The organism is Paludibacterium paludis (assembly GCF_018802605.1).
GTDB lineage: Bacteria > Pseudomonadota > Gammaproteobacteria > Burkholderiales > Chromobacteriaceae > Paludibacterium > Paludibacterium paludis.
Window position 1 is genome coordinate 1,607,740 of the sequence record NZ_CP069161.1, and the last position, 25,480, is coordinate 1,633,219.

Annotated in this window: 22 protein-coding genes; 11 read left to right on the plus strand and 11 right to left on the minus strand. The window is 66.4% G+C overall.

Going from position 1 to position 25,480, the window contains the following annotated elements:
* Positions 1-167 precede the first annotated feature (167 nt).
* From JNO50_RS07270 to JNO50_RS07290, 5 genes are all read left to right on the plus strand, one after another.
* Positions 168-671, plus strand: a complete 504-nt coding sequence (locus tag JNO50_RS07270) for a cupin domain-containing protein (RefSeq protein ID WP_189535551.1) — start codon at positions 168-170, stop codon at positions 669-671.
* Between the two features lie 492 nt (positions 672-1,163).
* Positions 1,164-2,393 (plus strand): tyrosinase family protein, encoded by a 1,230-nt coding sequence (locus JNO50_RS07275; RefSeq protein WP_189535554.1) that lies wholly within the window; start codon positions 1,164-1,166, stop codon positions 2,391-2,393.
* Positions 2,394-2,410: 17 nt separating this feature from the next.
* On the plus strand, positions 2,411-3,268 hold the full coding sequence (locus JNO50_RS07280; protein WP_189535556.1) for a hypothetical protein: 858 nt from the start codon (positions 2,411-2,413) through the stop codon (positions 3,266-3,268).
* Positions 3,269-3,284: 16 nt separating this feature from the next.
* Positions 3,285-4,799 carry an SCO family protein gene (locus JNO50_RS07285; protein ID WP_189535557.1) on the plus strand — a complete coding sequence of 505 codons (1,515 nt, stop codon included), beginning with the start codon at positions 3,285-3,287 and terminating at the stop codon, positions 4,797-4,799.
* A 133-nt stretch (positions 4,800-4,932) separates the two neighbouring features.
* Positions 4,933-7,194, plus strand: coding sequence for a hypothetical protein (locus JNO50_RS07290; RefSeq protein ID WP_189535559.1), 2,262 nt, complete (start codon positions 4,933-4,935; stop codon positions 7,192-7,194).
* Between the two features lie 5 nt (positions 7,195-7,199).
* On the opposite strand, the gene JNO50_RS07295 is transcribed toward JNO50_RS07290, so the two are convergent.
* The 3 genes from JNO50_RS07295 to kdsA all read right to left on the minus strand — a co-directional run bounded on the left by JNO50_RS07295 (position 7,200) and on the right by kdsA (position 9,047).
* On the minus strand, positions 7,200-7,643 hold the full coding sequence (locus JNO50_RS07295; protein ID WP_189535562.1) for an RES family NAD+ phosphorylase: 444 nt from the start codon (positions 7,641-7,643) through the stop codon (positions 7,200-7,202).
* Positions 7,640-8,101 (minus strand): antitoxin Xre/MbcA/ParS toxin-binding domain-containing protein, encoded by a 462-nt coding sequence (locus JNO50_RS07300; protein ID WP_189535564.1) that lies wholly within the window; start codon positions 8,099-8,101, stop codon positions 7,640-7,642. Before JNO50_RS07300 ends, JNO50_RS07295 begins: the two co-directional genes overlap by 4 nt.
* Before the next feature lie 109 nt (positions 8,102-8,210).
* Complete coding sequence (kdsA, locus tag JNO50_RS07305) at positions 8,211-9,047, minus strand: 3-deoxy-8-phosphooctulonate synthase (RefSeq protein WP_373298393.1); 837 nt, start codon at positions 9,045-9,047, stop codon at positions 8,211-8,213.
* Between the two features lie 294 nt (positions 9,048-9,341).
* On the opposite strand from kdsA, the gene JNO50_RS07310 reads away from it, so the two are divergent.
* Positions 9,342-9,854: a GNAT family N-acetyltransferase gene (locus JNO50_RS07310; protein WP_189535565.1), complete on the plus strand. Its 513-nt coding sequence runs from the start codon at positions 9,342-9,344 to the stop codon at positions 9,852-9,854.
* A 5-nt stretch (positions 9,855-9,859) separates the two neighbouring features.
* Here the strand turns inward: JNO50_RS07310 and JNO50_RS07315 are convergent, their stop codons facing one another.
* Together JNO50_RS07315 and JNO50_RS07320 are read right to left on the minus strand one after the other, a co-directional pair.
* On the minus strand, positions 9,860-11,437 hold the full coding sequence (locus JNO50_RS07315; protein WP_189535567.1) for a glycosyltransferase family 39 protein: 1,578 nt from the start codon (positions 11,435-11,437) through the stop codon (positions 9,860-9,862).
* A gap of 82 nt (positions 11,438-11,519) precedes the next feature.
* Positions 11,520-12,707, minus strand: a complete 1,188-nt coding sequence (locus JNO50_RS07320; protein ID WP_189535570.1) for a citrate synthase family protein — start codon at positions 12,705-12,707, stop codon at positions 11,520-11,522.
* 107 nt (positions 12,708-12,814) lie between these two features.
* Here JNO50_RS07320 and JNO50_RS07325 point away from each other — a divergent pair, with 107 nt between their 5' ends.
* Positions 12,815-14,272, plus strand: a complete 1,458-nt coding sequence (locus JNO50_RS07325; RefSeq protein ID WP_189535572.1) for a CoA transferase — start codon at positions 12,815-12,817, stop codon at positions 14,270-14,272.
* Here the strand turns inward: JNO50_RS07325 and JNO50_RS07330 are convergent.
* From JNO50_RS07330 to JNO50_RS07345, 4 genes are read right to left on the minus strand one after another with little or no spacing between them, the layout of a single operon-like run.
* Entirely contained in the window at positions 14,254-15,198 is a 945-nt protein-coding gene (locus tag JNO50_RS07330) for an AraC family transcriptional regulator (protein ID WP_215796517.1), read from the minus strand. The two genes, JNO50_RS07325 and JNO50_RS07330, sit on opposite strands and share 19 nt — an antisense overlap.
* A gap of 57 nt (positions 15,199-15,255) precedes the next feature.
* Positions 15,256-15,663 carry a hypothetical protein gene (locus JNO50_RS07335; protein ID WP_189535574.1) on the minus strand — a complete coding sequence of 136 codons (408 nt, stop codon included), beginning with the start codon at positions 15,661-15,663 and terminating at the stop codon, positions 15,256-15,258.
* 48 nt (positions 15,664-15,711) lie between these two features.
* A complete protein-coding gene (locus JNO50_RS07340) occupies positions 15,712-17,238 on the minus strand; it encodes a DHA2 family efflux MFS transporter permease subunit (RefSeq protein WP_189535577.1) in 1,527 nt (508 codons plus the stop codon).
* Positions 17,235-18,434, minus strand: a complete 1,200-nt coding sequence (locus tag JNO50_RS07345) for an HlyD/EmrA/EmrK family protein (protein ID WP_215796518.1) — start codon at positions 18,432-18,434, stop codon at positions 17,235-17,237. Before JNO50_RS07345 ends, JNO50_RS07340 begins: the two co-directional genes overlap by 4 nt.
* Positions 18,435-18,575: 141 nt before the next feature.
* Here JNO50_RS07345 and JNO50_RS07350 point away from each other — a divergent pair, with 141 nt between their 5' ends.
* Positions 18,576-19,382 carry an AraC family transcriptional regulator gene (locus tag JNO50_RS07350; protein ID WP_189535580.1) on the plus strand — a complete coding sequence of 269 codons (807 nt, stop codon included), beginning with the start codon at positions 18,576-18,578 and terminating at the stop codon, positions 19,380-19,382.
* An 86-nt stretch (positions 19,383-19,468) separates the two neighbouring features.
* Complete coding sequence (locus JNO50_RS07355) at positions 19,469-20,893, plus strand: cytochrome P450 (protein WP_189535582.1); 1,425 nt, start codon at positions 19,469-19,471, stop codon at positions 20,891-20,893.
* A 91-nt stretch (positions 20,894-20,984) separates the two neighbouring features.
* On the opposite strand, the gene JNO50_RS07360 is transcribed toward JNO50_RS07355, so the two are convergent.
* Together JNO50_RS07360 and JNO50_RS07365 are read right to left on the minus strand one after the other, a co-directional pair.
* The gene (locus tag JNO50_RS07360; RefSeq protein WP_189535584.1) at positions 20,985-23,489 is read right to left on the minus strand and encodes a S9 family peptidase; all 2,505 of its coding nucleotides are present in this window, start codon (positions 23,487-23,489) and stop codon (positions 20,985-20,987) included.
* 142 nt (positions 23,490-23,631) lie between these two features.
* Entirely contained in the window at positions 23,632-24,318 is a 687-nt protein-coding gene (locus JNO50_RS07365) for a Crp/Fnr family transcriptional regulator (RefSeq protein ID WP_189535586.1), read from the minus strand.
* Between the two features lie 105 nt (positions 24,319-24,423).
* Between JNO50_RS07365 and JNO50_RS07370 the strand changes: the two genes are divergently transcribed.
* On the plus strand, positions 24,424-24,894 hold the full coding sequence (locus JNO50_RS07370; protein ID WP_229804819.1) for a DMT family transporter: 471 nt from the start codon (positions 24,424-24,426) through the stop codon (positions 24,892-24,894).
* 11 nt (positions 24,895-24,905) lie between these two features.
* Positions 24,906-25,364 (plus strand): DMT family transporter, encoded by a 459-nt coding sequence (locus tag JNO50_RS07375; protein ID WP_215796519.1) that lies wholly within the window; start codon positions 24,906-24,908, stop codon positions 25,362-25,364.
* The last annotated feature ends 116 nt before the right edge of the window (positions 25,365-25,480 follow it).

Consider the following 25,480-nt stretch of genomic DNA (forward strand, 5'->3'; position numbering starts at 1 on the left):
CCGCAGCCGGGCTGGCCTGGCGGGTCTTCGGCCGTTTGGCGAAGCCGCCGTCCCGGTGGTTCGATTCATCGTCAGTCGTGATGCGAGAGACATATACTTAGAGGGGCACCGCCAAGGATTCCGGCTTTGAGATTCTCATTTGTCTTCACGGGGAAAGGAGTGTTCCCATGTCCGAGCGCGCCAGAGAGCTTGTCGACAAGCTGATCCGTAATTATCGCGATGCGAATCTGGAACGGGAGGTGCGAGACCCGTTGTATGAAACCTTATGCTGCCGGCTCGGGCGGGGCACGGCCGCCTGCAAGCTCGGAGCCTCGGTCGATACCGTTCCGCCCGGCAAGCGGGCATGCCCGTATCACTTTCATCATGCGCAGGAAGAGATGTTTGTCATCCTGAGCGGCGAGGGGACATTGCGAGTGGCGGGTGAAATGCTGCCGGTCCGGGAAGACAATGTCATTTTCATTCCTCCCGGCCCGGAGTATCCCCATCAGTTGATCAATACCTCCCACACGTCCATGACCTATCTGTCCGTCAGCACCCAGGATTCTCCGGAAATCTGCGAGTACCCCGATTCGGGCAAGTATTTCGCGGCCATGTCCCGGGCGGATGGGTCCTGGTTCGGCGCCATCCAGAAGACTTCGGCTTCGCTCGATTACTGGCAGGACGAACCGTGATTACGCTTGCCCCCGAGGTTCAATGACGACCGGCATTGCGTTCGCGATGCCGGTCGTTGTTTTTCATGCATGAAATGCCCGGGGCATGGAACTGGTTCGTCGTTCCGTTGTTCGCCCTGTTCCGGGGGACTGTGCGTGAAAGGCGGATCGCCGACGGGCATTTTTTGTGTTCCAGCGGCGGGCAAGGCGCTGTGGCGCGGTTGGTGGCGCACGCTTGCCGCGGGATGCCATTGCCCCGTGGCGATGCCAATTGCGTCGTTGTGGCTGCCCGCACGCCGCCGGCCCCCGGGATGAAGGTGCTCTTGGCCCCCGCTGTACAAAAAACGGCGGGCTTTGCCGGCGATTTTCCCGGCACGGGGTATCGGGAAAAATTCTCCTCCCGACAGGACGGCGCGGCTCGCTGTGCTATTTGTGAATGTGTTTGACAACTCTCATAAAGGAATCTACTACCTGAATCGAATGGTGCCTTGCGTAAAAGAAGGAGGAGAGCCCATGAAGATCGAATTGCTGATCAATGACAGCGCCGATACGCGGGCACGCTATCTCGGCTGGGCGCCCTCGCCGTGCAAGGTACGGCTGGTCAATTCTCCGGCCAGCAAAGGTCCGGTGGACATCGTGGTCGCGAGCCGGACGAGGGCGGGAGGCGGGCAATTGGTGCTGTTCGCCGCCAAAACCGCCTCGCCAGCCAAAGCCCTGAACCTCTCCTTGCCGGCCAACGGAGATCCGGTGACGTTCTTCGCCGCGGGCGAATTCGGTCACCCGAGCGCCGCCGATCACGATGTCACCCTGGTGATCACGCGCCATGGATCGGTACTGGCCACCATGCCGGTGATGGTGCGAATCCGCAAAGACGCGACGAAGCTCACCGCCGGCGAGCGCAACCGCTTCATCGCCGCGCTCGCCAAGCTCAATGACAAGGGGCATGGGCTGTTCAAGGACTTTCGGGACATGCACACCCAGGTCAGCTCTCCCCAGGCGCATGGCGCGCCGGGGTTTTTACCATGGCACCGCGCCTATCTGCTGGATCTGGAGCGTCAGCTGCAACTGATCGATGCCAGCGTCGCTCTGCCTTACTGGCGCTTCGACCAACCCGCCGCCGCCCTGTTCACGAAAGATTTTCTGGGGGAGTCCGACACGCTCGGCACGGTGCGGTTTTCCGCGTCCAATCCCTTGCAATTCTGGGTGACCGACGGTGTGCCGGGCATCAAGCGGCGTCCCTTGTTCAATGTCGCGAATCAGGCGGCGAACGTGCAGAACGATGAAAACGCGACGCTGGCGTTTGGCTCGGCCTTCGCGGCGTTCCGCGAGCTGGAAGGGGATCCGCACGGCAGCGCCCATGTCAGTTTCGGCGGTTCGATCTCCAGTATTCCGACCGCGGCCAAGGATCCGCTGTTTTTTCTGCTGCACGCCAATGTGGACCGCTTGTGGGCCAAGTGGCAGAAGGTCAACGGCCGTTTCGATCCGGCGCAGGCCGACGCCTTCGACAGCCAGTTGCCCGCCGGTAATCCGGTCGGCCACAACCTGGAGGACACCATGTGGCCATGGAACGGGGTCACCGGTTCTCCCCGCCCGCCGACCGCCCCTGGCGGACCGATGGCGGCATCGGTCTGCGCCGCCGCCCCGGGGCCCGCGCCCAGAGTCAGGGACTGTCTGGACTATCTGGGCCGGGTGCGCGCCGAGGCCAGGCTGGGATTCGGCTATGACGACGTTCCTTACGCCTAGATGATCGCGAGGTAATCATGACCCCCACTTCCGATGAAGAACGTGCCGCCGGCGCTCCGGCCGGCTGGGCCGCTGTCGCCGACGCGGGATTGAGCGAAGGCGAGCGCGTGGCGGCGCTCGGGCGGCTGGCCAACGCGGTCGGCAAGGATCCGGACCTGCTGAGGGCCGCGCTTGCACTGCTGTGCGACGGCACAGAGCCCGCCGCCCTGCGCCTGGCGCTGTTCAGTACTGTCCAGGCGGCGAGTTTCCAGACCGCGCGTTTCGCGCCGGTGCGCCCGGAATACCTGCAGTCCTTGCGCTCGGTCGCGACCGACGCGGACCCGGAGTTGCGCCAGCGGGCGCTGGGCGCCCTGGCCCGGGAGCAGGACGCCGTGGCGCAGACCCTGCTGCTGGACGGTCTCAACGATCCGGCCAAAGCCCTGCTTCCCCCTGAAAAAGCCCTGCAATTGCTCAGCTACGACGTGCATGCCGAGGCCTATCCGGTCGCCCGCCAACTCCTGCAGTCCTCGACGGACCCCGCCGTGAGATGCGAGGCGTTGCGCCTGTTGGCCGGCGATGCCGGTTCAACCGGGGAATTCGAACGCATTCTGGACGACAAGAGCGAGTCCGACGATTTGCGGCGCCTGAGCGCCACGGCCTTGCATGGCGTGGCGCCCTCGGTCTTGCAGGCGCGGGCGCGCGCCATCGTGCTCGACAATGGGGAGAGCGACGAGCTCAAGGCGACGAGCCTGACGGCCATCGCCCATTTTGGCGATGCGGCGTCGCTGGAGCAGGACGAGGACCTGCACCAGTGCGTCGGCCATTTGCACGACATGACCGATTCCGAGGATCTGAAGGCCTGCGCCCGGCAGTTTCTCGGCAAATACCGGCGCTGACGGGAAAAGTGCCGCCATGCGCGATTCGGAGGGTACCGGCCCGATTCCGGCGGAAACCGTATTCCACCAATGGGTGGAGGAGCTGGGCGGCATGGGGGAGGCGCGCGCCCTGATGGCGCTGTTGCGCGAGGATCATCCGGTCTACCGGCAGCGCGGCGCGGCGGCGGTCGCGCGGATGCGCGCCTGGGTGCTGCTGGCGCTGGGGCGAAACGGATTGCCCGATGCGGCGATGCCTTTCGTGCTCGAAGAACTCGAGACCGGCAAAGAGGCCTACCCGGTGGCGGTGGCCGCCCGCGTATTGCGCCAGGGGAGGGTGGCGCGCGCGCCGCTGGCGGCCTTTGTCGTCCGGGCGTTGGAGAACATCCGGACCCATGACGCTTTTGTCCGTCTGGAGCGGTACGGTGGGGTGCCGGCCCCCGGGGAGCCCTGCACCACGGCGGTCGAGGAGCTGCTGGCCGCGCTGCGCTGGCTCGGCCCCGCCGCCGCGGGTCAGCCTGGCGTGCACACCGTGCTGGCCGCGACCCGGGAGGGATTGGCGGGAGCCCGGAAGAGTGCGGTCGATGTCACGGAAACCCTGTTGCGCGCGGTGGGGCCGGATCCGAGCGCGTGTTGCGCCTTGCCGCCCGCGTTGACGGAAAACCGCCGCTGGCCGCGAATTGGGCGGCGGCCGGCCCGCGGCGCTGTCGCGGCTGTTCTGTTCGAGGATCAGGACGGCCGGCGCCAGACCTTCGCGGAGGTGTTCCGGGGAAAGCCCTCGATCGTGGCGTTCTTCTACACGCGCTGCGACAACCCGCGCAAATGCTCGCTGACCGTCGCCAAGCTGGCGCGAGCGCAGGCCCTGCTGGCCGGCCGCGGCCTGGCCGGGGCGGTGCGCACGGCGGCCGTCACCTATGATCCCGCCTTCGACCTTCCCGACCGGCTGCGCGGCTATGCCCAGGCGCGCGGCATGCGGCTCGATGACGAGCACCGCGTGCTGCGCGCCGTGTCGGGAATGGCGGATCTGGCCGGTTTCTTCCATCTTGGGGCGGGATTCATCGGGTCGCTGGTGAACCGCCACCGGGTGGAAGTGTTCGTCCTGGACGCCGAGGGCCGTATCGCGGCCTCGTTCACCCGCGTGGCGTGGGACGAAGCCGTGGTTGCCGGGCAGGCCGCCGCGCTGCTGAAGGCGCCGGTCCCATGGCGGATCTGGACGCGTTGCGCGGCGATCGGCCTGAGCGCGGCCGGGATCGGCGTGATCGGCGCGATGCCGGGTTTGCCCTGGCGGTGGTCGCTGTTGCCGGTGTTCGCGGCCGTCAACCTGGGCGCGTTGTGGTCTGTCCGCGGCCGCTCAGGACGCATGGCGGGCTTCGGCGTCGCTCTTGCCGGCGCGTTGGCGCTGTTCGGTTTGGGCGCTGCGTTTGACCGGACTTCGGCGCTCCTGCCCGGGATCGCGCTGATGACGCTGGGTTCCGTGCTGGAGGTGACGAATGGTGTGTGGCGGCGCGTGGGGCCGCCGTCGCCGTCCTTGCCGGCCGGAACCGAGCCGACCTGAACGCCTGCCTGGGACGCGTTGTGCAAGTTTTCGGGATTCTCGGGGGGAAGACTTTGCGTTTTTTGCTGGTTGGTTTCAACACACGACAACATCGCACCGTTGCGCACACTCTGGATGGAAGGACAGCAAGAACATGGCAAAAATCGACGATATCAAAGATGCCGCCGGCAAAAAGGCGGCGATTCTCGACATCATTTACGGGAGGTTGAATGAATTGATGGGCGGCGGGCCCACCGGGCAGCTTTTCTGTATGGAGTTTCCGGCCCGCCCGTTGAATTACCGGCAATACGAATACGACACGGACAGTCGCACCAGCGTGGTCTCCAAACCGTTCACCGTGGCCGATTCGGAATTCCGGCTGGTGGATGATCTGTTCAATGTCGCGCCCATTGTGCAGGGACCGAACGGCAAAAAGCTGTCCATCACGTTTTTCGAATTGCTCAACAATTTTGTGCCCAAGCTGCAGGAGTTGCACGACTTCATCACCGACAAGACCAATATCCGCGAATGGCTGCTGGCGAGCGTCAAGGATACCGTGGAAGGCAAGCCGTTCGAAGGATCCCGGATGGAGTTGTGCAAGCAGCTTTACTCCGCGTACCTCGATGCGAAATTGCGCTGGGAAACGGAAAAATCCGACCAATACCGGAAATTCAAGGACAAGGACGATCTGGACGGATTCGCCGCCTGGCTGTCCGCCAGCGGGATGGTCAAGGATCAGGAGTTGAACAACCTGTTCAACGACGCGGTGGTCCGGGGCTACTTCCACGAGGTGCTGACGTTCCTGGGGTTCCTCAATGTCTCGTCGTCGGCCGAATCCCTGGAGACGACCAAGCAGAATGCCCGCAATGCCTCGCGCCGCAGTCTTGACGAATCGATGGATGTTTACCCGGTTCAGTTGCAGCCCAACAACTGGTTCAAGGCGATGCAGCCCAATCTGTCGCCCAAAGACCTGACCATGGCGAAGGAAATCGTGCTCGCCCAGTACCAGACGAAGCGTACCGAGCTTGCCCAGTTGAAGTCATACCTCGTGCAGTTGAAAAACAACGCGGTGACGCGCGACGACGTGGACAAGGCCGAGGCGGCGCTCGAGGCCGGCAAGACGGCCTTCCGCAATGCCGAGGCCGGTCTGATCAAATCGTACGGGGACGGCGCGCTGAGTCTTTTCAAGGTGTATCTGAACGCGCAAACCGGAGGGTTGATGTCCGCGGTCGGGTCGGTCAAGGAAGTGGCGAACGATGACCCGACCGCCCGTGCGCTGGGTCTGGCCTCCGAGGTGGCCAATGCGATGCTGGCGACTTACAAGGGTCAGCAGGAGTACCTGGCGGCGGCGGAGCATGTCGCACAGCTTCATGCCAGGCTGGCCGATGCCACGACGCACGACTATCAGGCCGAAATCGCCAACACCACCCAGCGTATCGATGACTTGCAGGCGGATTTGCGTTATCTGGAAACTCTCGCCGGCGGCGTGTTGTCGCCGGCGAATCAGCCGCAAAAGAAAACCGTGACCAAAGCCGACGGAACGACCGAGGAAGTGGAGGTGGCGCCCGACGTGATGCCCGCCGCCAACAGCGATCCGAGCGGGGACGGCATGTTCATGGACGTGGTGATATCGCAAGACGAGTCGTTCGACGCGAGCAGCAGCTCCGGGTCGTCCAGTTCGAGCAGTTCAAGCTGGAATGTCAGCGCCTGGTTCGTGTCGGCGGGTGGGCAGAATTCGACCGCCACGGCCGCGTCCCGCGTCGAGACGGCCGCCTTGAGCAAGTCGTTCAAGATCGGATTTCGTGTGGCCAAAGTGGCCATCGACCGGGGCGGCTGGTTCAATCCCACCATTTTCGAGATGTCCAGCGGCTTTCAGCGGATCGCGCGCGGGATGCTCGCGAGTCCGGGCAAGGACGATCCGCCGCTGACCAAGACCAGCATCATGGACAAGGTCAACAAGGATCCGGGCGGGTTGGCGTCGCTGCTGTCCAGCCGCGACAAGATCCCCTATATGCTTCCAGCCTATCCGGTCGCTTTTGTGGTGGCCAAGGATATCACCATCCGCGTTGAGGACAGCAGTTCGGTCAGCGAGCTGCAAAAAACGATGGCCGAAAGTTCATCGGCCGTCGGGGGCGGGTTTTTGTGTTTCAGCGCCTCCAGCGCGTCATCGAGCAAGAGCACGGCGGAGTCGGCGTATCACGGCTCGCAGGGTGGTTGCTATTACATCCGCATTCCCGGTCCGCAGGTCATCGGCTGGTTCCTGCAATTGACCCCACCGGATGACGCGCAGCCTTACAAGCAGCTGGATGCGGAAACCCTGGCCCAGCTGAGAAAAGGCATCACGGATGTGCTGTCGCCTCCCGCCAGGGAGCCCGTTCCGGATAAACCGCCTGCGCCACATGCGGACGGGGTGTGACACGCTCAGAGCGGACGCAGCCGCGGGTCCAGCGGCGCGCGCAGGACATCGAGAATCCGGCAGCGGGCGGCATCGGGGTGGACGGGGTTGAGCAGCAGGTTGCGCCCGTCCACCGTCAACGCGCTGGGGACCCGCAGCACGGCGGAGGGCGCCTGTTCCAGCCAGGCGTCGCCGATACCGCGCGTCAGGTGCGGACGGGCCTGCCAGCCCGCTTCGAGTTCGCCCGGATCCAGGTCGAGCAGGCAGTCGTCCGGAATCTCCACCCTGAGCAGCTGAAAACTCGCCGGCAGGGTGCGCAGCTCGCAGTGCACCAGCATTTCCAGCATGGCGCTCGCCGAATGATCGGCCAGATAAACGATCGGCCGTCCGGCGAAGTGCCATCGGCCCTCGGCGTGCAGGCCGCCCAGCCCGTTCAGGTCGGCATAATTGCTGATGCGCCAGGCGATCACGCGAAATAGCCTTCGTCGATCTGGGTGAGCAGGTTTTCGACGAGGCGGGCGCCCTGTTCGGTTCTGGCCGTCTCCAGCGGCGTGGCGCCGCCGAAGCGGACGAGGGGATGGCGCAGCCAGTCGGTGGCGGCCTGGGCCCCGCCCAGCACCTGCTCGGCGAGCACCAGCAGATTGGCGATGCGCACGCCGCGCTCCGATTCGTCCCGGCTCAGGCTTTCCTTGCGGGCGATGCGGTGCGCCAGGGTGCGCGCCGGAATGACGAATTCCAGCTCCTTGCGGGTCAGACCCTCGCGGGTGAGGTGATCGATCAGGATGGGTTCGACGCCCTGGGCGACGCAGGTGGCGACATCCAGATCGGAGTGGACCGAATGGCCGATCAGTTTGGACAGCCGGGTATAGCGCGCGGCGCGCGCCGGTGTCCTGTGTGTTGTGCCGCGTCTGAATACCGTGCCCGTCATGGTCCGACTCCGTTTTTGCCATTTGCCGTTTCATTATCGGCATTTTGCCGGAAAAGCTCAAGGCCGGCCGCGCGGTTCTCGCGGGCCGGCCCGTGACGGCGCGTCCCGGTCAGAGCGGCAGCGGGGCGAAGGACTTGACCAGATCGTCGATCGCCTTCAGTTCGGCGAGGAAAGGCTCCAGCAAGTGCAGGGGCAGGGCGCTCGGACCGTCGCATTTGGCCTGGTCCGGATCCGGATGGGCCTCGAGGAACAGGCCCGCGAGTCCCACCGCCATCCCCGCGCGAGCCAGTTCGGCGACCTGTTCGCGCCGCCCTCCCGACGCCGCGGCGCCCGCTTCGCGCTGCTGCAGGGCATGGGTGACATCGAAAATGACCGGGCGGTCGCCCGTGGTTTTTTTCATCACGCCGAATCCCAGCATGTCGACCACCAGGTTGTCGTAGCCGAAGCAGGAGCCCCGGTCGCACAGGATCAGCTGTTCATTGCCCGCCTCCACGAATTTCTCGACGATGTTGTGCACCTGCGGGGGACTCATGAACTGCGGTTTCTTGATGTTGATGACCCGTCCGGTTTTGGCCAGGGCCACGACAAGATCGGTCTGGCGCGCGAGGAAGGCCGGCAGTTGCAGCACATCCGCCACCTCGGCGACGAGCGGCGCCTGCCAGGGTTCATGGACATCCGTGATGACCGGCACGCCGAACGCGGTTTTGACCGCCTCGAGGATCTTCATCCCTTCGTCCAGGCCGGGGCCGCGGTAGGAGTGGATGGACGAACGGTTCGCCTTGTCGAAACTGCCTTTGAAAACGTAGGGAATGCCCAGCTTTTGCGTGACGCGGACATACTCTTCGGCGGCGCGCAGCGCCAGATCCTTCGATTCGAGTACGTTGATGCCGCCGAACAGGACGAATTCACGGGAGTTGCCGACGGTGAGGCCGGGCGGGATGAGCACGTTGGACACGGAGGTTTCCTCTCGATCTGGATAGGGATGACCGTCAGGAAACCGCGCGAGGCGCGCAGGGCGAATCTCGCGCCGGCTGTCCGGACGGCCCGGAATGGGGTAGAGAATAATGTTCCCGCGCCGCTTTGTCACATGCTCTTCGAGCAAGGCGGCCGCGTTGCCGCCAAAGGGGCGCGACACGAGGGCCCCGGTTCGCGTAAGCTCGTGAGGATGGACGCGCGTTCGCGTTCCGTCTCCTGTCCCCGCGCGGGATCCTGTTGACCGGTACGAAACTGAGGTGCGGCGATGTTGACCCTTCGACCCATGCGACCCGATGACTTCGAACGGTTCTGGCCGATTTTCCATTCCGTGGCGAGCGCCCGCGAGACCTATGCGCTCGATCCCGATACCACGCCGGAGCAGGCGCGCCACTACTGGCTGCGGCTGCCGCTCGCCACCCAGGTGGCGGAGGTGGACGGCCATCTGGTCGGCTCCTATTTTCTGAAGCCCAATGGCGCCGGTCCCGGCGATCATGTGTGCAATTGTGGTTACATGGTGGCCGAGTCCGCGCGAGGCCGGGGCGTGGCCCGGGCCATGTGCGAACACTCTCAGAGTCTGGCCCGCGATTACGGGTTCCTGGCCATGCAGTTCAATTCGGTGGTCGCCTGCAACGATGTGGCGGTGGCCTTGTGGCAGAAGCTCGGGTTCGACATCGTCGGCCGGGTGCCGCGGGCCTTCCGTCACGGGCGGGCCGGTCTGGTCGACTGTCTTGTCATGTACAAATGGCTGGGGCAGGGCGATGTTCCCCTCGTGCCGTGAAACCGCTACCGATACCAGTACACCCGGTATGTGGTGGGTATCTTGAGCGGGAACAGCCATCCCTGGCGCGTGGCCGTGATGTCCGACGGGATGGCGGGCAATCCTTTGGCCTTGAGCCAGGCGACCGATTCGCGCTGACAGGCGGCATCGTTCAGCCGGCAAAGCAGGGCGCCGGCGCCAAGGCGCGACAGCCGGGACATGACGGGGCTCACGCCAAGGGGCGGGTGGTCGGGCAGGCCGGGCAGCGCGCGCACGGTGCGATCGGCGAAGAACGGCACGATCGCCGCTTCCGGCCAGCTGCCGCCGACCCAGACGATCCGGCCGACAGGGCTGGCGCGCAACAGTTGCCTGGCGATCGCGGCATCCTCGCGGTAATGGCTCAATGCGCCGTTCAACCCCTGCGCGACGGCGAACAGTGCGCCGGCGGCCATCAGCGTTGCCCAGACGGTGGGCAGCGCGCCCATGGCCCACCGGACTTTTGCCGCATCGGGCGCGGTCGCGCGGGTCAGCCAGAACACCGGGAAAGCGTAAACGACAGGAATGGCCCAGTGCAGGGTGAGGGTCATGCCCGCGGCGAGGGCGAAGAACGCCACGATCGCCAGCGGCGCGAAGGTCAGCCAGAAGAGCACGTCGTCGGGCCCTGTGCGGCGGAACGATTGCCGGATCCGGAACAGCGCCTTGCCGCGGAACGCGGCCCACAGCGCGAGCAGCCAGGCCAGGCCCGCGTAGCTGAACGGTGACAGCAGGAAGCTTGCCAAGTGATCCCAGGCGATCGGCACGCCGCCGCGTTTTTCCGCGTAGGCGATGGTCGGCGCGCCATGCTGGAGCAGCCAGACGATATGCGGGGCGAGGCACAGCATGCACACGGCGGCGGCCAGATAGGGGGCGGGGGTGCGCAGCCATTGGCGTCCGGAGGGGGTGGCGACCGCCGCGATGAACATGCTCGCCAAGAGCACGCCGGTGAAGTATTTGCCGAGCATGCCAAGCGCGGCCAAGGCACCCAGGGCGACCGCGTGGCGCCAGCTTCCGCCACGCCATGAGGTGACGAACAGGCAGGCGAGCCAGGGCCAGATCGGCAGCAGAATGCTATTGGCGTTGTATTTGAAGCCCAGTGTACTGAACGGCAGGGTGAGGCCGAGCGCCAGCACCGCGAGCACGCTTTGCTCGAGAGGGAGAAACAGTCTGGCCAACCGGAAAACCCCCAGCATGCCGATCAGCAGACAGACGCTGCTCAACAGGTAAAACGCCCAGATTTCCCGGGGCCAGACCAGGAACCAGCTTTTGGCGACCCAGCCCATCAGGGGCGGGTGCTTGAAGGTGCCCAGCTCCCAGTTTGGTGTCATCGCGAAAGTCTCGACCATGTCGCCATACGGATCGAGGTTCTGGAAGGCGATCTGCCCCGCGATGAACCAGACCAGCGCATTGAGGGCGCACAACAGCACCGGATAACGCAGCAGGACATCGGCGAATCGCGATGACCAATCGTGCGGGGCGACGCGCGTACCGTATTGGCGCGGAACTCCGGAAGGCGCGGGCATCGGGCGCGAAGCGGTGGCCGCAGGGCGGTTGTCTTGGGTAGTCATGCTCGGGCAGAAGGTTATCCGTTCCGGATCGGCAATCTACCCTCCCGCCCTTAGTTTTTCCTTAGCGGCGCCCCGTATTCGCTCATGATTCGGGCGGAGGCCCGGCGTAGGCGGCCCGGGGGCGGATGAGCCGGTCCTCTGCGCGCTGCTCGAGCGCATGGGCGATCCAGCCGATCGAGCGCCCGAGGGCGAACAGTCCGAACGCGCTTCCTTGCGGCAGGTTCAGGTGCCGGCGCGCCGCCACCAGCGCAAGGTCGATCGACGGGCGCTGGCCGGTGAGGCGTTCCGCGGTGTCGAGCCAGTCTTTCCAGCGCGGGCGCGCTGGCAGGATGGCCGCCAGAAGGGCGGTGGCCCGCGCATCGCCGTCCGGGTAGAGCGGGTGGCCGAAACCGGGCAAGGCATCGCCGCGTTCCAGGCGGCGGCGCAGCGACACGTCCGGAGCGCTCATGTCGCCCATTTCATCCCAGAAGGCTTCGATCCTGTCCGTGGCGCCGCCGTGCCGGCCGCCGCCTAGCGCGCACAGCCCGCCCAGCACGGCGGCGTGCAGGCTCGCGCCGGTAGAGGCGATGCAGCGGGCGGTGAATCCGGAGGCATTGAGTTCATGGTCCGCGCACAGCACCAGCGCCATGCGCGCCAGCTCGGCTCCGGCCTCGTCCAGATTCCAGGCTCTGGCGCATTGTCGGTGCAGCGGCGCCGTTTGCACGGACGTGCCGAGCAGGCAGGCGGCCAGGATCCGGAGCAGGTTTCCGCAACCGGTGGTGCGCCGTTTCGGGTCCGTTTGCCAGACGGCCGTGTCCTCGTTGCCCGGCGCCAGGGCGAACAGGGCGGGCAAGGCAAGGCGCGGACTTTGCCCGGCGTAGACCGGGCGAACCGCGTCGAGCACTGGCGGCAGCGGGGGCGGGGCGGCCGCGAAGGCCTCGCTTTCGTCGCATTGCCAGAGCAGCGCCGCGACCTGTTCCACGCTGGCAGAGCCGGCCAGCCGCACCGCGTCCCGTCCCCGATAGTACAGGCGGTTGTCCCGGATCAGGGTGAGGCCGGACTCCAGAACCGGCAGTCCCCAGTTAAGCGTGGCCCTGGCGGTTTCCCGGGGTTTGCGGCCGCGGGCCCGCGAGCGAGCCAGGGCCTCGACTTCATCGCGCCGATAGCGGTTGACCCGATGGTTGTCCGTCGGGTGGGCGCGCAACAGTCCGCGGCTGACGTAGGCATACAGCGTTTGGCGCGATATGCCGAGCAACGCGGCGGCTTCGGCGGCGAAGAGGTAAAGCGGCATGCGAAAGTTCCTGGTCGGTGCGATAGGTTGATTGTGATGATCAAGATTGACGATAGTGGATTGCCAATTTGTAATGAGTCATTTTTTCCCCGGCGATAGGAAATGGCATGGCACCGGACGAAAAACTCTCCGGCCTGACGCGCTCGGCGCTCGCTACCTTGTGGCGGAGCACCGGCCTGGACGAACGGGCGTTGGATCACGTCAACCTGACAGGGGACGGGCAGAGCCTGCCGTCGTCGTTCGCCGTGGGGTGCGCGGCCCAAGCGAGCATTGCCGCCTCGGCGCTCGCGGCGGCCCATCTGTGGCAGTTGCGTGGCGGCGCCTGGCAGACGGTCAGCGTGGATCGCCGCGCGGCGGAAGCGGAGTTCCGCAGCGAGCGCTATTTGCGCGTGGACGGTTCGGCTCCGCCGGACCCCTGGGATGCGCTGGCCGGACTGTATCGTTGCGGTGACGGGCGCTGGGTGCGATTGCACACGAATTTCCCGCATCACCGGCAAGGCCTGCTCGATTTGCTCGGGTGTGGGGGCGATCGGGAGGATGTGGCGGCGGCGCTGCGGGGCTGGCGCGCGGCGGCGGTGGAGGACGCGCTGGCCGAGCGTGGCCTGGTGGGGAGCATGGTGCGCTCATTCGACGAATGGGACGCCCATCCCCAGGCCCGGGCGCTGGCCGACTTGCCGGTGTTCACCCTGGAGCGGATCGGGGACGCGCCCGCCGAGCCGCTGCCGCCGGCGCTCCGCCCCCTTTCGGGCGTCAGGGTGCTGGACCTGACGCGCATCATCGCCGGCCCGGTGGGCACCCGCGCGCTCGCCGCGCACGGCGCGGAAGTGTTGCTGGTGACGTCTCCGCGTTTGCCGTCCATTCCCTCGCTGGTCATCGACACCGGACGCGGCAAGCGTTCCTGTCAGCTGGATCTGACGCAGGCCGAAGATCGGGGCCGTCTCGCGCACCTGCTGCGGCAGGCCGATGTGCTGGTCGATGGATACCGGCCGGGAGGGCTCGCCGGTCTGGGCTTCGGCGCCGAAGCGGCGGCCGCGTTGCGGCCCGGCATGGTCTGCGTGTCGCTATCGGCCTACAGCCATGCCGGCCCCTGGGCGGGACGGCGCGGTTTCGATTCGCTGGTGCAGGCCGCCACCGGATTCAATCTTGCCGAGGCGGAGGCGGCCGGCCGGAATGAACCGCTGGCCTTGCCGGCGCAAGCGCTGGATCACGCCGCCGGCTACCTGATCGCCCTGGGCGCCATCGCGGCGCTGTCCCGCCGCGCCACGGAAGGGGGCAGCTGGCATGTGCGCGTGTCGCTGGCGCAGACGGCCCGCTGGCTGCGAGGCCTTGGCCGCATCGACAACGGGTTCGCGGTGGCCGATCCGGATCGGGAGTCGGTGCGGGATTGTCTGGAGGAGTCCGGCTCGGGGTTCGGACGGCTCAGCGCGGTCGGGCATGCCGCCGTGATGGCGACAACGCCGGCCGGCTGGGAGCGTCCATCCGTGCCGCTGGGCCGCGACGAGCCTGTCTGGCCGGAAGGCGGCGGGCGGGACGGGATGGCGGCGGGTCAGACCCACAAACGGTAAAGCCAGAATGATTCGTCTTCGATGAAGCGACGGGCGAATTCGCCCGGGGCGAATCCCGTGATGCGTCGCGTGGCGCGGATCAGGTGCGCCTGGTCGGCAAAGCCCTCATCGAAGGCCAGTTCCGCCCAGTCGACGGGCTGGCCGGTTTCGTAGCGTTCGCGCGCGGCGAAAAACACCCCCTCGGTCTTGACCAGTGACTGCCATTGACGCAAGGACCGGCCGCTATAGGCCTTGACACGGCGTTCGACCTGACGCGGGCTGTGGGTGCGGCGCCATTCGCGGGCCTGCAGGGCGATGCGTTCCACCCAATGGCGGCCGATCCGCCGCAGAGAGGGAAGGGCCGATGCCGAGTGGGCGTGCCAGCGCGGCGCCAGGTGCCGCTCCAGCGCGGCCAGCGCCTCTGTATCGTCTTGTGTTTCGAGCAGGGCGTTCAGCAGTGGTCGCCACTGTCCGTCCAGTACGTCGCGCGCATCGGCGAAGCGATCATGGATGTCCGCCGGATCCACGCCGAAAAGCCGGCGTGCGATGTCGGCTGTAAAGCAGAGCATGAGGGCGCGCCCGTCGGTCGGCATCCAGCTTGTGCAGGGGCGCGACTGGCTGCCGGCCAGCACCACGGAGGCGCCGAACGGCCTCCAGAGCGGTCCGGTTCCGGCATGTTCCACGAGTCCCGCCTCATACCCCGCAAACCAGGAGAGGCTGAGCAGCGGCGAGGCCGGAAAATGCGTCAAGCGCTGTTCGGCTGTTGTTCCGAGCCCCCGGATGTCGCGGCTGATGATGGCCGCGATCGCGCCTTGCAGGCCCTGGGGGATACGATGCAGCCGTTCGTGCGCGGACGGGGACGCGATCCGCGGTGCTCGGGCAAGCGGATCGGGGCATGGCGACGGAAGCGGCGGCGACTGGATTGTCATGGCGGCCAAGTATAGCAAACGTCATGCCCTGATCGGAGTGGCGCCTGCGCGGCATTCCTCCACCCCTGCTCCGTATCAGCACCGGCCGGCCAGCCGCGCCTCGGCTTTTGTCCTGGCGTCTTGCGGGGTGGATGCCGTGTCCAGAGGAACACCGAAAAACGGCGCCAGCGTCAGAGCGCGTTTGCGCAGCGATTCCTGCTTTCGCGCATCCGGCTCGATGCTGATCAGGGCGAGGCAGACGCTCGCCAGTTTCGCTTTGTTCGCCTTGAACCAGTCCATGCGACGCTGGCGATCTTCGCGGCTTTCCTGCTCCGGCCGGCCTTCGGGGAAAATCAGAGCGAATGGCCGCGGTTGATTCACCAGGGCATCCAGTTCGCGTTCCCATCGGGCGGCGAAGCCGGGGACAAGGGCATCATTGTTGGCTGTCACGATAGGAAACTCACGGACATCGTAAAGGGTGAAGTTGTGCGCATCGAGGGTCATGATCGGCTCCAGTGAGGCGGGAGGGTGAAAAAACAGGGGTGAACACAGTCAGGTTTTCGTTTTCGGAACAAACGGCGGTCTGGCGAGCCAGACCAGCGCGATGGCCGCCAGAAAAACAACGCCAAGCATGCCCGCCACGTCGTTGAAGGCGAGTTGGGCGGCCTGGGAGTCGACCAGAATCGCCAGCCGCTCAAGCCCGGCCGATGTGCCGCCCTGGCCTGGCGCGGCGATCGCCTGGCGTGTCGCGGCATCGTAAATGTCCAGGTTTTCCGCAAGGCGCGCGCGGTGCTCCACCGTCCGCCTGTCCCATATCAGCGTGGTCAGGGAAACCGCCAGGCTGGCACCCAGCGTGCGCAAAAAGGTGGACAGTCCCGAGCCCGCGGCGATGTCTTCCGGCTTCAGGTCCGACAGCAGGATGGCGTTGATCGGCATGATGAACAGGGCCAGCCCCAGCCCCTGCAGCAGTTGCACCTGCGCGATATGAGCGAAGTCGACACCGGACGGGAAACCGGCTCTCAGAAACGAGGCGCCGGCAAGCAGAACGAAGGCCGCGCAGACCAGCAGGCGCAGGTTGATCCGCGGCGCGTACTTGCCCATGAACGGCGTCAGAAGCACCGGCAGGATACCCATCGGCGCAATGGCGAGGCCGGCGAGGGTCGGCGTATAGCCCAAAGTGCGCTGCAGCCACAGAGGCATGATCACATTGACCGCGTAGAAGGCGGAATAGGCCAGCACCAGCGCCGCGACACCCGCCGCGAAATTGCGGTGGCGGAACAGACGCAGGTTGACGATGGGCTGGCGCGCGGTCAGCGCCCTGAACAGAAAACCCACGATGCCGGCCACCGCCATGACCGACAGCGTCACGATGAGCGGCGACTCGAACCAGTCCGCCTCGTTGCCTTTGTCCAGCACGACCTGCAGCGAGCCGACCCCCGCGATGAGGGCCACCAGTCCCGCGATGTCGACGTTGGCGCGGTCGGTGACAACCGGACTGCCGCGCATCTGGCCGGCCACGACAAGGCAGGCGAACAGGCCGACGGGCAGATTGATCAGGAATGCCCAGCGCCATGAATGGCTGTCGGTGATCCAGCCTCCGAGCAAGGGACCGGCGATCGGCGCCGCCACGGTGACCATGGCGATCATCGACAGGGCGAAACCGCGCCGCTCGGGCGGATGGATCGACAGCATCAGCGCCTGGGTGGTCGGAATCATGGGGCCGGCCACAGCGCCCTGCAGCATGCGGCACAGCACCAGCGTTTCCATGCTCGGCGCGAGCCCGCACAACAGCGACGCCAGCGTGAACAGGGCGGTCGCCCAAAGAAACAAACGCAACAGGCCGACGCGGCGCACCAGGAACCCGGTCAATGGCAGGGCGATGGCGTGACTGGCGGCGAATCCGGTCACGACCCAGGTGCTCTGGCCGGGGCCCACGCCCAGATTGCCGGCGATGGCCGGCAGCGCCACATTGGCGATGGTGCCGTCCAGCACCTGCATGAACACCGCCAGCGCCAGGCCGGCCGTGGTCCAGCCCACGCTGGCCGGATGGAAGCTCCCGGCGGGAGCCGGGGTGCTCACGAATGCTCCGGCGTACGGTCGCCGGCCGGTGCCGCGGCCCGGACAATGCGTCTGATGAGCGCGTCGGCCTGGGCCAGCTGATCGCGGTAGACAGTGGTTTCCGAGGCCGGTTTCCCAGGGGGACTGTGCGCCAGCAACGCGCCTCGCCTGTCCCGAAGGTCCACATCGACATGCGCGGACAAGCCGATGCGCAGCGGGTGGGCATCCAGCTGTTCCGGCCGGGTCAGCGCGATCCGCACCGGCACGCGCTGCGCGATCTTCACCCAATTGCCCGTCGCGTTTTGGGCGGGAAGCAGGGCGAAGGCGCTGCCGGTGCCGATGCCCAGACTCTGGATTTTACCGTCGTAGCTGACTTCGTCGCCGTACATGTCGACGCGGATCCGGGCCGGCTGGCCAAGACGCATGCCGGCCAGCTGCGTTTCCGTGAAATTGGCTTCGATCCATACCTCGCGCAACGGTACCACCGCCATCAACGGTTCGCCGGGTTGGACGCGCTGTCCCACCTGGACGCCGCGCTTGGCGATATGACCGGTCACCGGAGCGAGCACGGTCGCGCGGGCATGCTCGAGAAATGCCGCGCGCAATGCGCTTTGCGCCACGATCACATCGGGGTGAGAGACCAGCATGGTGTCGTCCACCAGCGACTGGCGGGTCTGAAAACGCTTGCGCACCGCATCCCGCTCTGTTCGCGCGAGTCTCAGATCGTCGCGCGCGTGGGCGAGCTCCTCCACGGGAATCGCTCCGGACGCGGCCAGTCCCTTGCGACGTTCGAAGTCGGCCGACGCTTTATCCACGGCGACTTGGCGGGCCGCCATTTCGGCCCGCGCGCTGCCGGCGTCGCTGTACAGTCCGCGCACCTTGCGCACGACGCTCGCCAGGTTCGCTTCGGCGGCGGCCAGGGCGAGCCGGCTTTCGCTCGGGTCGAAACGGAGCAGCACGTCGCCCGCCCGGACGAAGTCGCCATTATCCGCGCCGACCGCCACCACCGTGCCGCGGGTCTGCGGGGTGATCTGCACGATATTGCCCTGGACATAGGCATTGTCGGTACTGACGCGCCAGCGGCCGCTCAGACCGTACCACGCTCCCCAAGCGACGGCGGCGACGGCGAGCGATGCGCCCGCCAGAAGGCCCGGCAACCGGAGGCGGGGGCGTCCGGAGGGAACGGGCGGGGGCGTCGTGGCTGGTGTGCTGTTCATGGCAACTCCTGAAACGTTGGCGGGTTCGCATGGCGGACGCGGGGTAAGCCGTGTGTCCTTGGCGACCATGGTGGACGAAACCGGGTGAAACGCGATAACGTTGTTTATGCTAAAAATAATGAAATCGGGTCATTGCCGACGATGATTGAGTCACCTGGCGGCCGGGATGCCAGCGAGCGTTCCGACGGCCCCGCCCTGATCGTGCTAAGAGGCGAGGATCATCCGGATATGGAGTTCCGCCTCGGCACCCGCGAATACGATTGGCACAGCCATCTGCGCGGGCAGGTGTTCTGTGTGGAAAACGGCCTTGTCACGGTGCGCACCGGGCACGGTTCCTGGCTCATGCCGCCCAATCGGGCCGGATGGATTCCCCCGGGGGAGTCGCACAAGGTCGCTATCAGCGGCGCCATGAGCGGCTGGACCGTGTTGATCGCTCCGGCGCCGAGCCGCGATCTGCCCGACCGGCCCTGCGTGTTCGGAATCGGCGAATTGATGGGGGCGTTGGTGCGGCGCGCGGTCACCTGGTCGAGGCAGGATGTTTTGACGCAGGAACAGGAGCGCGCCATGGCGGTGCTTTTCGATGAAATCCGCCACGCACCCCGCGAGCCTCTGCATCTGCCGATGCCCACCGACCGCCGATTGCTGCGCATTGTGACCGCCGTGCTGGAGAGTCCGCACGATACCCGCACCTTGCAGGACTGGGCGGCATGGGGCGGGCTTTCGCCGAGCACCCTGTCGCGGCTGTTTCTGGCCGAGACCGGCAGCCGTTTCGCGCAATGGCGCCAGCAGGCCCGCCTGACGCTGGCCCTTGAAATGCTGGCGAGGGGAGAGCCGGTGGCGGTCATCGCCGATAAGCTGGGCTATGCCACTCCCAGTAATTTCATCGCGATGTTCCGGCGCAGTTTCGGGGAGTCGCCGGCGCGTTACTTTTCCCGCCGCAAGGGGTGAGACCCGCGATGGCGGCCGCGGCCGTCCTCGCGGGCATGTCGTTTCCGTTCAAGACCGCAGCGGAGGGGAGCGCGCATTCTGCTCCCATGAAACCATCATCCTCTTCCTCCTCGTCGTGCCCGTTCGAACCCGTCTCCGCGACGGCGCCGCCGGAGCGACATCCGCCCGGTGTCTGGCCGCCCGGACCGGCGCCGGGCTGGACCGGATGGCGCCTGCTTTGGCGCATGTCGCGCGATATGCCCGCCATGCTTGCCCAATGGCAACGGGAGCATGGCGATGTGGTGCACGCGCGCATCCGGCCCGAGCATTTTGTGATGGTGTCCGATCCCGAACGGGTGCGCGAACTGCTGGTGGCCAACCACGATGGCCTGATCCGCTGGGAGCGCGGCATGCGGGTGTTTTCCCGTATCCACGGTCATAGCGTGTTGATCGCCGAAGGCGAGGCGTGGCATGGCAAGCGTCACACCCTGCAGGCGAATTTCTCCCGGTCGGAGGCGCTCGCGTTCGTGCCGGCGATCACCGCCGCCGCCGAACGGGCCATGGCCCGCTGGCCCGCGCGCAGCGAAGCGTGGCCGATCGAAGACGAACTGACCTCGCTGGCGATGACGGTGATCCTGCATATGGTGTTTTCCGAGGGGATCGGCGAAGAGGCGCTCTCGGTCGCCCGGGCGGTGCGCGTGCTGGGAGAAGCGGCCAACAAAGACATGTTCCTGCCGGCGAGCGGCCCGGACTGGCTGCCCTGGAAGCGCGCGCGCCGCCAGTCCCTGGCGCTGCTCAACGGGTTGATCGGCCGGCATGTCGCCGCCCGGCTGGCCTTGCCGCGCGACGCCTGGCCGGACGACCTGCTCTCGCGCCTTCTGGATCAGCACCGGCTCGATGCGGCGGCCTGGCCCTTGCGGGCGGTGCGCGACGAATGCATGACGGCGTTTCTGGCCGGCCACGACACGGTGGCGGCGACCCTGACTTGGTGGACATGGTGTATGGCGGCCAATCCGGACGCGCAGGCCGCGGCCCGCGAGGAGGTGAACCGGGTGCTGGGCGAGGCCGCGCCAACCGCCGGCCATCTGGCGTCGCTCGCATGCGTGCGCAGAACCTTGCAGGAGACGATGCGTCTGTATCCCGCCGCGCCGGTGCTGTTTTCGCGCCGTTCGACCCGTCCGGTCGCGCTGGGGCCCTGGTTGCTGCCCGAAGGGGTGATGTTCACCGTGCCGGTGCAATTGATTCACCACGATCCGAGGTGGTTCCCCGAGCCCGGGGTTTTCCGGCCCGAGCGCTTCGATCCCGCCGTGACCACGATTCCGCATGGCGCCTATCTGCCGTTCGGCGCGGGGCCCAGGGTTTGTCTGGGGCAGCATCTGGCGCTGACCGAGATGACGGTGGTCGCCGCCCTGTTGCTGCGGCGCTGGGCCGTGAGCGCGCCCGAAGGCATGGTGCCGCCGCGCGCGGTGATGAACGTCACGCTCAAGCCCGACCGGCCGCTGCGGTTGCGCCTGTCCGTCCCGCCGGCTTAGCGCGGGAGCGGACATCCGAACGGACGCGCCCCCGCGAACCGGACGAATCCGGTCCGCGGGGGCGCGGGTGTTTCCGTTGCCTGCGGAAGGTTTACTGCGGATCGCCGGCCGCGGGCGCCGATTTCGCCGCGCGCGGTGGTGCGTTCTTCACGTACTTGTCGAACCAGGTGAGCATTTCATAAACCAGATGCTCGTTGGATTCGCGCGCCGCGTACCAGTGCGGCTCGTGGGGCAGCATCACCAGCCGGGTCGTTCCGCCGTTGCCGCGCACCGCTTCGAACAGCTTGGTGGCCTGCAACGGGGTGGTGCCGGGGTTGGCGTCGTCCGCGCCATGCACGATCAGCAGCGGGGTTTTCAGTTTGTCGGCGTAGAAGAACGTCGACACCTTGCGGTACACCTCGGGCGCTTCCCAGACCGAACGGCGTTCGCTCTGGAAGCCGAACGGCGTCAGCGTCTTGTTGTAGGAGCCGCTGGTGGCCGCGCCGGCGCGGAACAGGTTGGTGTGCGCCAGGAGGTTGGCCGTCATCAGCGCGCCGTGGCTGTGGCCGGTCACGGCGATGCGCTCGGGGTCGACCACGCCGAGCCGTATCGCTTCATCCACCGCGGCTTTTGCGTTGGCGGTCAGTTGCTCCAGATAGGTGTCGTAGGCCGCCTTGGGGTCCCCGACCACGGGAAAGGATGCGCCGTCGATGATGGCGTAGCCCGCCAGCAGCAGGTACTTGTACTGGTAAAGGCGAGTGAAGGTCTGCTGTGAGCCGCTGATCTGGCCTGCGCTCGCCGCATCCGCGTAATCGAGCGGGTAGGCGTTGAGCACGGCGGGAATGCGGGTGCCTTCCTTGTAGCCCGGGGGCGTGTACAGGGTGAACGACAGCGTGACGCCGTCGGCGCGCTTGTACTTGACCAGCCGCTTCTGGATCTGGCGCAGCTCGGGGGTCGGGTCGACGATGCGGGTGAGGGCGGCCGAGGTCGTGGCGAAGACCGCTTCGCCCTTGCCGGCCGTCACCGGCTCGCCGAGTTTGCGCAGAAACACGTTCGGCGCGTCGGTCGGCGACTGCCGCCAGGTGAGCATCACCGGCTCCGCCGCGTTCGTCAGGGTCGCGACGCGCTCCAGAACGTCCTTGCCGCTGCGAAACAGCCGTTCGCTTCGCAGCGTGGCGAGGTTCAGGCGGTCAAGGAAGGGGCGGTTGCCTTCCGGCGACGCTCCGATGCCGTTCAGGTAGATGTGGTCGCCATCCTGGCGGATGACGCGCGCGCCATTGGGCAGGACGCGGCCGACCGGGAAGCCGGGGTCGCCGTACTTGTCGTTCATCGACAGATCCCACAGCAGACGGGGTGTTTGCTTCGGGTTGTCGACGTTGACGACGCGGGTCTGGCGCCACTGGCGGTTCAGGTCGTATTCGTGCAGCAGTGCGGTATCGGCGCGCTCGCTCCATTCCAGACCGTCGTAGCGCTGGGCGGTGCGCAGCACTTCCACCGGCGCGGCCGTGAAGGGCGCTTTTTGCATCATCACCTTGTCGCGGGCGGGAACGGTGTTTTTCCAGTCGCCGCCGTCCAGCGCTTCGGCCCAGACCAGCGTGGCCGGGTCGGTGGCGCGCCAGGCGAAGTCGCGCGGCCCCAGCGGTTCGCCGTGAACCGGCACGCGGTCGGCCAGCGGCAGCGAGGCGATGGGGCGCACGGCGATGCGCGCGGGCTGGGCGATATTCCAGACCTGCACGTCATGCGGGAAGCGCGCGTAGGTGGTCACGTAGGAGTAGGGTTTGCGCACCGTGGAAACCAGTACGTGCTTGCCGTCCGGCGCCGGCCGGACCGCATCGAAGTTGGCGGGTTTGCCAAGCGCGACGAGTTTCGCGCTCTTGGCATCGACCAGCATCAGCTGCGAGGCGGCGTAATGGTCGAACAGCGCCTCGTCGTGCACGCTGCCGAGCGTGTCGCGGTTTTCATACGTGCTGCTCTGGCCGGTCGTGCCATCGCTTTCCTGGATGCTCGGCGCTTCCTGGCCCGCGGGTTTGACCGGCGGCGGGCCGAGCCTGGCCGGCACGGTCTTGACCAGCAGGGTTTTCTGATCGGGCATCCAGTGCAGCTCGTCGTTCATCATGGGGTTGAGCCGCACGCCGGGGATCTTGCGCACTTTGCCGCTGTCCGTGTCGCCGATCCACAGTTCGACCGCGTCGGTCACCGTGTTGGTGAAGGCGAAATGCCTGCCGTCGGCGGACCATTCGGGCGCGCCGGCGCAGCCGTTGGCGGGCAGGGAGACGGACGTCTCGCGTCCATCGGGAATGCCGACCAGCTTGAAGCTTTCCGCGCAGGGCGGAATGCCGTATCCGCCGGGGGTGTCGTGCTTGCTGTGATTGCGCGGTTCGACACGGCTGCCCGCCAGACGCAGGAAGGGCGTGGAGACTCGGGCGATGGACGGGTATTCCTGCCAGGCGACCAGCAGCATCGCGTTTTTCGCGGGGCTGATGCTGGGAACCGGCAGCGCGGGAGCGCGCATCACCTTGAGAATGGCTTCGGGCGGCTGCTGATAGCCTGCCGCGTGGACGAGCGGCATCATGCCGGCCGCGAGCACGGCCAGCGTCAGTGACTTCGATGTAGACATGCGTTTTCCTTGTTATGACCCCGTCTCTCACGGGGCGGCGCATGGCGCAGGCGAAGCGGGACACGGCACGCCTGCCGTCATGGGCACGATATCTACTGTATCACATGTCATATCCGCGTGGATGGCATGTGCGTCAGCGCGCCTAGTCGTCAAGACCGCTCGGCAACTGAAAAATGCCCACCGCCCGTTTTCGCAGTTCCGCTTCGTTCAGGATCGCATAGCGGGTCTTGTCCTTGGCGAGGAAACCCCGCTCGCAAAAGCCCTGCAGGGTGCGGTGCACATGCCGGAAGCTTGTCCCGAGAAAATCCGCGATCTGCGTGAGGTTGCCGGTGAATTCCGCGGGGATGCCGTCTTCCCGGTTGGCCGTGCCGAGGATGTAGCTGGCCAGCCGGTTCTCGACCGGGTGAAGCATGTTGAGGGCGCTGTTGCGGTTCACCCGGCCAAGCTTGCGGCCCAGCGACAGGCACAGTTGCCTGAGGAACACCGGGTTGTCCGCCAGGTGTGTCATGACGGTGTCGCGCGACAGTTTGAGGCAGACGCAGGGCGTGAGGGCCTCGACCCCGGTCACCGTCACGGGCCGGGTTTCGAAGAGCTCCAGGTCGCCCAGGATCTGGAGCGGTTCGTAAAAGCACAGCAGCAACTGCCGCGCGTTCCGCATCGGCATGAACACCTTGGCGCGTCCTTCCACCAGAAACGCCAGGGAATCGATCGGTTGGCCGATTTCGCAGACCGGCTGGCCTTTCTCGTAGCGTCGCAGTGTGAAATGCCCGATCAGTTCGATGCGCTCGAGCCGGTAGTGGCGGTAGTACGCCTCGATGCATGGGTTCATTGCGGTGACATCCTGGCCATGATTCGCGCACTATGACATCTGTCATAACCTTTGCCAAGCGGCGCATGATAACTTCCGGCCCCAACAAAGAAAGGGGAGAGGGCCGTGTTCAAACAGTTCAAGGAGGGCGGGCTGGCCATCGCGGGCGGCGTGTTGCTGGCGATGATGATCGACAGCAACAGCCAGTTGGCGCGTCACACGTCGTCGGTGTTCGCGTCCTGGGTGGCGCATGGCGTCGGCGCCGCGGTGGCGCTGTTGCTGGTCGGCTCGGTGGCCTGGCTGGCCGGAAAGAAGGGCGCCCGTCCGGTCCGGACGCCCAGGGCGCCCCTGTGGAGCTATCTGGGCGGGCTGCCCGGCGCGTTCACGGTGATTCTTGCCGCGCTGGCGGTGAATGGCCCCTTGTCGTTGTCCGGCGCCATCGCGCTGATGATGGTCGGGCAGGTGCTGTTCGGTCTCGTGTCCGATCATTTCGGTTGGCTCGGCGTGCCGGCGCGGCGCATCCGGCCCACGGATCTCGCGGTCGTGGCGTGCGTGCTGTGCGGCAGCGGCATGATTATTTTCGGAGGGCGGATCTGATGGGGATGTGCATGTTCTGGGCGCTGCTCAACGGCATGGTGATCGCGCTGGGCCGGGCCGTGAACGGCCGGTTGAGCCTGAGCGCCGGTCCGTTCCGCGCCTCGTTGTGGAACCACTGGGTCGGGTTTCTGTTGTTGAGCCTGATGCTGATGGTGCTGGGCCGGCCCGATGCCGGCTTGGCGCCCCGGAATCTCGATGCCTACCTGGGGGGCGTGTTCGGCGCGCTGTTCGTCGCGGTGAACAGCTTTGTCTTCACCCGTCTGGGCGCGATGCGCGCGTCGCTGCTGGTGATCGGCGGGCAGATGTTGTTCGCCGTTCTGCTCGACTGGCGTCACCAGCAGCAGGCGCCGGATCTCATTCGTTGCCTGGGCGTGCTGATGCTGCTCTTGGGCATGTATCTGTCCGGCGTGGCGAAACAACGCCGGGCGGTGATGAAACCGGGCGTTACCGCCGTCGGTTCCGGAGGGTAGATCAGGCCAAAAAACCTCGAACCGCGCCGCAGCGCAATGAAAGAAGGTGGCTTCGCCGGCCGGTTTGTCCTTACACTGATCGCTCCGGCGCCAAACCGGCGCGGCGATAGCGGTTT

Coding starts and splice junctions, on each gene's coding strand:
- JNO50_RS07335 (WP_189535574.1), bottom strand. CDS start 15,663: ATGACCCTCGATGCGCACAACTTCACCCTTTACGATGTCCGTGAGTTT.
- JNO50_RS07285 (WP_189535557.1), top strand. CDS start 3,285: ATGCGCGATTCGGAGGGTACCGGCCCGATTCCGGCGGAAACCGTATTC.
- JNO50_RS07345 (WP_215796518.1), bottom strand. CDS start 18,434: ATGAACAGCACACCAGCCACGACGCCCCCGCCCGTTCCCTCCGGACGC.
- JNO50_RS07360 (WP_189535584.1), bottom strand. CDS start 23,489: ATGTCTACATCGAAGTCACTGACGCTGGCCGTGCTCGCGGCCGGCATG.
- JNO50_RS07350 (WP_189535580.1), top strand. CDS start 18,576: ATGATTGAGTCACCTGGCGGCCGGGATGCCAGCGAGCGTTCCGACGGC.
- JNO50_RS07300 (WP_189535564.1), bottom strand. CDS start 8,101: ATGACGGGCACGGTATTCAGACGCGGCACAACACACAGGACACCGGCG.
- JNO50_RS07290 (WP_189535559.1), top strand. CDS start 4,933: ATGGCAAAAATCGACGATATCAAAGATGCCGCCGGCAAAAAGGCGGCG.
- JNO50_RS07280 (WP_189535556.1), top strand. CDS start 2,411: ATGACCCCCACTTCCGATGAAGAACGTGCCGCCGGCGCTCCGGCCGGC.
- JNO50_RS07355 (WP_189535582.1), top strand. CDS start 19,469: ATGAAACCATCATCCTCTTCCTCCTCGTCGTGCCCGTTCGAACCCGTC.
- JNO50_RS07325 (WP_189535572.1), top strand. CDS start 12,815: ATGGCACCGGACGAAAAACTCTCCGGCCTGACGCGCTCGGCGCTCGCT.
- JNO50_RS07365 (WP_189535586.1), bottom strand. CDS start 24,318: ATGAACCCATGCATCGAGGCGTACTACCGCCACTACCGGCTCGAGCGC.
- JNO50_RS07310 (WP_189535565.1), top strand. CDS start 9,342: ATGTTGACCCTTCGACCCATGCGACCCGATGACTTCGAACGGTTCTGG.
- JNO50_RS07320 (WP_189535570.1), bottom strand. CDS start 12,707: ATGCCGCTTTACCTCTTCGCCGCCGAAGCCGCCGCGTTGCTCGGCATA.
- JNO50_RS07270 (WP_189535551.1), top strand. CDS start 168: ATGTCCGAGCGCGCCAGAGAGCTTGTCGACAAGCTGATCCGTAATTAT.
- JNO50_RS07275 (WP_189535554.1), top strand. CDS start 1,164: ATGAAGATCGAATTGCTGATCAATGACAGCGCCGATACGCGGGCACGC.
- JNO50_RS07315 (WP_189535567.1), bottom strand. CDS start 11,437: ATGACTACCCAAGACAACCGCCCTGCGGCCACCGCTTCGCGCCCGATG.
- JNO50_RS07375 (WP_215796519.1), top strand. CDS start 24,906: ATGTTCTGGGCGCTGCTCAACGGCATGGTGATCGCGCTGGGCCGGGCC.